This window comes from uncultured Methanobrevibacter sp. (assembly GCF_937881195.1).
Classification (GTDB): Archaea; Methanobacteriota; Methanobacteria; order Methanobacteriales; family Methanobacteriaceae; genus Methanobinarius.
In genome coordinates this window covers 1-5,637 of the sequence record NZ_CALGFC010000013.1, presented here as the reverse complement: position 1 = coordinate 5,637, position 5,637 = coordinate 1, and the positions used below count along the sequence as shown (strand labels likewise).

4 protein-coding genes are annotated in these 5,637 nt (G+C 24.0%); 2 read left to right on the top strand and 2 right to left on the bottom strand.

Going from position 1 to position 5,637, the window contains the following annotated elements:
- Window positions 1–307: 307 nt before the first annotated feature.
- The gene (locus tag Q0087_RS01535; protein WP_297897752.1) at window positions 308–1,282 is read left to right on the top strand and encodes a transcriptional regulator; all 975 of its coding nucleotides are present in this window, start codon (window positions 308–310) and stop codon (window positions 1,280–1,282) included.
- A gap of 40 nt (window positions 1,283–1,322) precedes the next feature.
- Here Q0087_RS01535 and Q0087_RS01530 read toward each other — a convergent pair whose 3' ends face one another.
- Together Q0087_RS01530 and Q0087_RS01525 are read right to left on the bottom strand one after the other, a co-directional pair.
- Window positions 1,323–2,123 carry a hypothetical protein gene (locus Q0087_RS01530; protein ID WP_297897749.1) on the bottom strand — a complete coding sequence of 267 codons (801 nt, stop codon included), beginning with the start codon at window positions 2,121–2,123 and terminating at the stop codon, window positions 1,323–1,325.
- Window positions 2,124–2,742: 619 nt separating this feature from the next.
- On the bottom strand, window positions 2,743–3,081 hold the full coding sequence (locus Q0087_RS01525) for a heavy metal-binding domain-containing protein (protein ID WP_297897746.1): 339 nt from the start codon (window positions 3,079–3,081) through the stop codon (window positions 2,743–2,745).
- Window positions 3,082–3,692: 611 nt separating this feature from the next.
- On the opposite strand from Q0087_RS01525, the gene serA reads away from it, so the two are divergent.
- Window positions 3,693–5,264 (top strand): phosphoglycerate dehydrogenase, encoded by a 1,572-nt coding sequence (serA, locus tag Q0087_RS01520; protein ID WP_297897743.1) that lies wholly within the window; start codon window positions 3,693–3,695, stop codon window positions 5,262–5,264.
- Window positions 5,265–5,637 lie beyond the last annotated feature (373 nt).

The following is a 5,637-nucleotide window of genomic DNA, read 5'->3' as shown; positions in this document are numbered from 1 at the left end:
ATGATTGTAAATTGGAATTATAGTTTTTTATAATGATTGTAAATTGGAATTATAGATTTTTATAATGATTGTAAATTGGAATTATAGATTATTATAATATATGTAATAGTAATAAAAAGTAATATTTATATTATAAATTAAATATATTTAGAGAATAAATAGATATTTTTTATAAATTTTAAAATATCGGCATTTTTTATAAATTTCTAATTATAAGTGGTTATAGTATATGGCTTATTTATAATGAGTTATTTATAAATTTAATTAATATTAATAATATATTTAAGCTATATTTTGAGGTTTTCTCATGGAAACTTTAAATAGAAAACAAGTTATACAGGAAATAAGTCACCTATTGAGTGGGGGAGGATTTGAGACTTCACAAGTTTATTATCAAAGTTGTTTTGATATGGCAGCTCGAAAAAAACTACTTTTAATTCTTTTAAAAGTATTGGTCAATGTGGATAGTCTTAATGAATCACATGTTCAAGAAATAAGAAAAGTAGCTAGTACTTTCCTTGCATCTCCTCTTGTTGTTGGAGTAAAATCTAAAACACAAAAACTTGAAGAAGATGTAGTATATGAAAGGCATGGTCTTCCAGTTATAGGCATTGATACCCTAAAAAATATAGTTCTATATGATGATTATCCTGAATTTTTAGCTGATAGGGGTGGTTATTACGTTAATATTAATGGAAATCTTCTAAAAGAATATAGGGAAGAATATTCTCTATCTCTTAAAGATTTAGCGGATCTTGCTCATGTTTCAAGAGAAACTATATATAAATATGAAAATGACATTGTTAGGGCTAATCCGGAAACAGCTTTAATTCTTGAAGATCTTTTGAATATGAAAATTACAGTTGATATTGACTTATTTGAAGCTCCAAAAGAAAAAACAGATTTTACAATTATTAATGATGCATCTATACAAAATGAGAAAACAAAAGATTTAACTAATTTGGGATTTGGAGTTCTTGAAACTAAAAAAACTCCTTTTGATGCATTAGCTATAGAAAAAAATTTTGATGAATTTTCAAAAGAAGAAAATCCATTAATAGCTAGCTTAGAATCTAATAGGCCTGAAAAAACTCTTCATAAAATGGCCATTAGCTTAAAAGATCTTTCGCTAATAACTGATTCTGAATCTTTTTTCATTGTTAATAATAAGAAAATTAAGGATTCATTAGAAGGTATACCAGTTATAAGATCTTGGGAATTAAAAGAGGCAGAAGATTCTAAGGAATTTTTAAATTTAGTCAAAGAAAGAAGAGAAAATTAGTTATATATTAATTTTAAAAGATATATTTTTATAAAAAGTTTTAAATATCTTTTAATAGCTTAAAGTCAATTTCTGCTTCTTTTTCACTAGCTACTCCAATTGTAACCATATCTACATAGTCCAATTTTTTTAAAAAATTAAATGCTTCTTCTACTTGTTGTATACCACAAGCCAAAATTTTATTAACAATTATTTTTTTGTCTATTTTTTTTAATAGATTAGCTAAATTATCTCTTTCTTTATCCATAAAAACCTTAGTATCCATCATATATCCCAGTTTATTTATAGGAACCATATAAAAGTCGAATAAATCCAAAATAGGGGATTTTAATAATTTTTCAGTAGTTCTAAATGGATATGCTGTTATGAGTCCTGCAAAAGATCCCTTACTTTTAATTTCTTTTAATATTTTTTCAATTAATTCGAAATCATAGCTATCAGTTATGAATTCATCAATAAGCATTATGGGACAATTATATTTAGATAAAAGATTTATATCTTCCTTCCAATTGACATTTTTTGCTTTTTCATAATTTGGATTAACATAATCAATTTTTGACTTGCCTATAGTCCCTATAACAGTTATTTCTTTATTTTCTATCACTTTTTCATAGCTTTCTATTAAATTATCATTATTTACTAAATTTATAGCATTTACTCCATTTTCATTAGCTTTTTTTATTATTTTTGCTACATTATCGGAGTTTATTTCTAAATCAAGGTGATATAATCTGGATCTATGTCCAAAATAACTTTCTGATGTAAAGGGTGCACTTCCTAAGATTATTCTTGGAATTTCTTTATTTTTAAATATTAGATTATCATTGAAAATTATAATCACCTTAAAATATTAAATATTTTTATATTTTTTTTATAAATTATTTTTTTATAAATTATTTTTTTTATTATTATCATTTTTCAAGGAAATGAATATAGTTAGAAGATATAGAAAATTAGAATTATATTGATTTTAATATTAAAAATAAAATTTTCTTTATATTGTAATTTTTAAAAAAAGGAGTGAGACTCATTTTTTTAAATGAATCTCAAAGTCATACACCTATTTAATTATATTAATTTTTTATTATTTAAATTTTTTTTATTTTTATTACTAATTTTAGACATGGTAATATTTATATATTTTTTATTACATATCTATATAATTGTATTACTAAGCTCCTAAGTTGTTGAATTTTTTTTGGAGAAGTCATACACCTAATGACTTTTCTTATTATAAACATAATAGGGGTGATAGTATGTCATATAATTTGAAAGCATTTTTGCTTGATGTTTTCATTATATTAATTATTTGCATTACTAGCCTCTTAGTTAATTTATGTAGTTAAATAAGAGTTTTGGAGCTTAGTATGCCATATTATTTTATCTTTTCAATTAAAATAGAATTACTTTAATACTAATTTTATTTTTTAGTCTTTATAACGATATCATAAAGTTTATATCTATTCTTTTTCTACTACAACTGCAGTTCCATAAGCTAAAATTTCCTGCATATTTGTGGCTACTGCATCGGAATCATAACGAACAGCTATTAATGCATTAGCTCCCATTGTCTTAGCATGATCTATTAATTTGTTCAAAGCTTTATCTCTAGATTCTTCCATCATTTCTTGATATTCTTTTATTTCTCCACCTAATATTGATCTAAGTTCTCCTCCAAGTTGGCCTCCTAAACCCCTACTTCTTACAGTTAAACCATAAGCAAATCCTTTTGTTTCAATAATTTTGTATCCTGGAACATCATTCGCACTTGAAATAATAAATTCTTCTACTAATACCATTTTATCACATCAATATCTTTTTATTTAAAATATATTTATTTTTATTCATTTTTATTAGTGTTTATTTTATTTATTTTTATATTTATGAATTTTGTAAATTTAATACTTTTATTTAATGATAAGTAATATTTATTAGTGTAGTTAAATAGAAATATAAAAATATATTCTTTAGTGCTAAGTATTATATAAAATTTTAATATTATAAACAATTTTAATTATAAACTATTTTAAAATAGTATAAAACTAAAATAGTATAAAAATAGTATAAAAATAGTATAAAATAGTTAAAATATTATAAAATATTATATAAAATTATTATTTTAATAAAAAATAATAAAATATTCTAAAATAATAAAATTAAAATTTTATACTATATTCATAATATTTTATATTATTCTAAAATTAAAATTTTGTTTATGGTGTAATAGAATCGATATTTATATTATTTTATTCTAAAATTAATATTTTTTATTTTATAAATTTAAATATTTTATAAAATCAATTTTAATTGTAAGATAATTAATTTATAGTATCGGATATTATGTTTTTTATGCATTTTATGCATTATTTTTCTTAATAGTTAATGTTTAAAGTTTATACAGGTGAATTTAATGAAGGTAATAGTTGCAGATTCAATAAACCAAAAAGGTATTGATAATTTAAAAGAAGTGGCTGAAGTTGTTGTTGACACAGATATAACTCCGGAAGAGTTACTTAATACTATATCAGAATATGAAGCAATAATTGTTAGAAGTAGAACTAAAGTAACTCGTGAAGTAATCGAAAAAGCAGATAAACTTAAAATAATAGCCAGGGCTGGTGTGGGTGTAGATAATGTTGATGTAGAAGCTGCTACTGAAAAGGGTATAATGGTAGTAAATGCTCCTGAATCAACTTCAATCACTGTAGCTGAACATACAATGGGCATGATGTTAACTTCTGCAAGAAAAATAGCTATTGCCGATAAATCTGTTAAGGAAGATAAATGGGAAAAAAGCAGATTTATGGGTGTTGAACTAAGAAATAAAACTCTTGGTGTAGTGGGAATGGGTAGGATAGGTTCTCAAGTAGTAAGTCGTTGTAAAGCATTTGAAATGGACGCAATTGTATATGATCCATATTTGCCTAAGGAAATAGCTAAACAAATGGGTGTTGAACTTGCTGATCTTGAAACAGTATTAAAAAAAGCAGATTTCATAACTATTCATGTTCCTTTAACTCCTGAAACTAAGCATCTAATATCTAAAAAAGAATTAGATATTATGAAAGATGATGCATTTATTGTAAATTGTGCAAGGGGCGGTATTATTGATGAAGATGCATTATATGATGCATTAAGTAATGATAAACTTGGTGGTGCTGCTCTTGATGTTTATGAAGAAGAACCTCCTAAAATGAGTAAACTATTTGAATTAGATAATATTGTTTTAACTCCTCATATTGCAGCTTCAACTAAAGAAGCTCAAAGAGATGCAGCTATTATTGTAGCTAATGAAGTAATTGAAGTTTTAAATGGTAGGGCTCCAAAAAATGTTTTAAACATGCCTGTGGTTGATTCAAAAACTTATGAAGAGATAAAACCTTATGTTGCATTGTGTAAAAAATTAGGAAGTTTTGTTTCCCAATCTATTAATGGCCAGATAAAAGAAATCGAAATTGTTTATTGTGGAGAACTTAGTGAAATCCCTCATCATGATATATTAACAAGAACAGTTCTTCAAGGTGCCCTTAACCATGTTTTAATTGATCCAGTTAATATGATTAATGCTCCAACTATTGCTCAAGAAAGAGGAATTAGTATAACTGAAGGAAAAACCTGTGATTCTAAAGGTTATGATTCATCAGTAAAAGTTAAGGCAATTACTGATGATGATGAATTTTCAGTAGAAGGTACTGATTTATATGAGCCTGCTATTATAAAAATTAATGATTATTGGGTTGATGTAAAACCTGAGGGGCACATGTTTATATCTAAATATAATGATATTCCTGGAGCTATAGGTACTATTGGAACAAAATTAGGTGAAAAAAATATAAATATTGGAACTATGCAGGTTGGTAGGGATATAGCTGGTGGAAATGCCATAATGATTCTAACTGTTGATCAAAAAATCCCTGATGATGTTATGGAAGAAGTAAAAAGTCTTGAAAATGTTTTTGATGCAGTTGGTTTAGAGCTTTAACTCAAAATATTTTTTTATTTTTTAAAAAATTTATTTTTTATTTCTTAAAACATTATTTTATTTTTATTTCTTAAAATATTTATTTTATTTTTTATTATTTTTTTTTTTTTAGTTTATTATTTTTAAAACTATTTTAATTATCTATATTTGAAATATTTTCATTATTTTTAAGAGATTTCTCTATTATTAACCAAAACTATTTATATTATCATAAATAAGATATTATATAATCTTTATTATATGTTATTAGTAATTATGATTGGCCATGAATTAGTATAATAAATATAATATATCTCCTTTCAATTTCATTGTTAATAACATTTGAATTAGTATTAGGGTGGTTATAAAATGGTAGAAGTTTCAAATCTTTATG

Bases quoted from the DNA above. Each gene is read 5' to 3' on its own strand.
- Q0087_RS01535 (WP_297897752.1), top strand. From the start codon at position 308: ATGGAAACTTTAAATAGAAAACAAGTTATACAGGAAATAAGTCACCTA.
- serA (WP_297897743.1), top strand. From the start codon at position 3,693: ATGAAGGTAATAGTTGCAGATTCAATAAACCAAAAAGGTATTGATAAT.
- Q0087_RS01525 (WP_297897746.1), bottom strand. From the start codon at position 3,081: ATGGTATTAGTAGAAGAATTTATTATTTCAAGTGCGAATGATGTTCCA.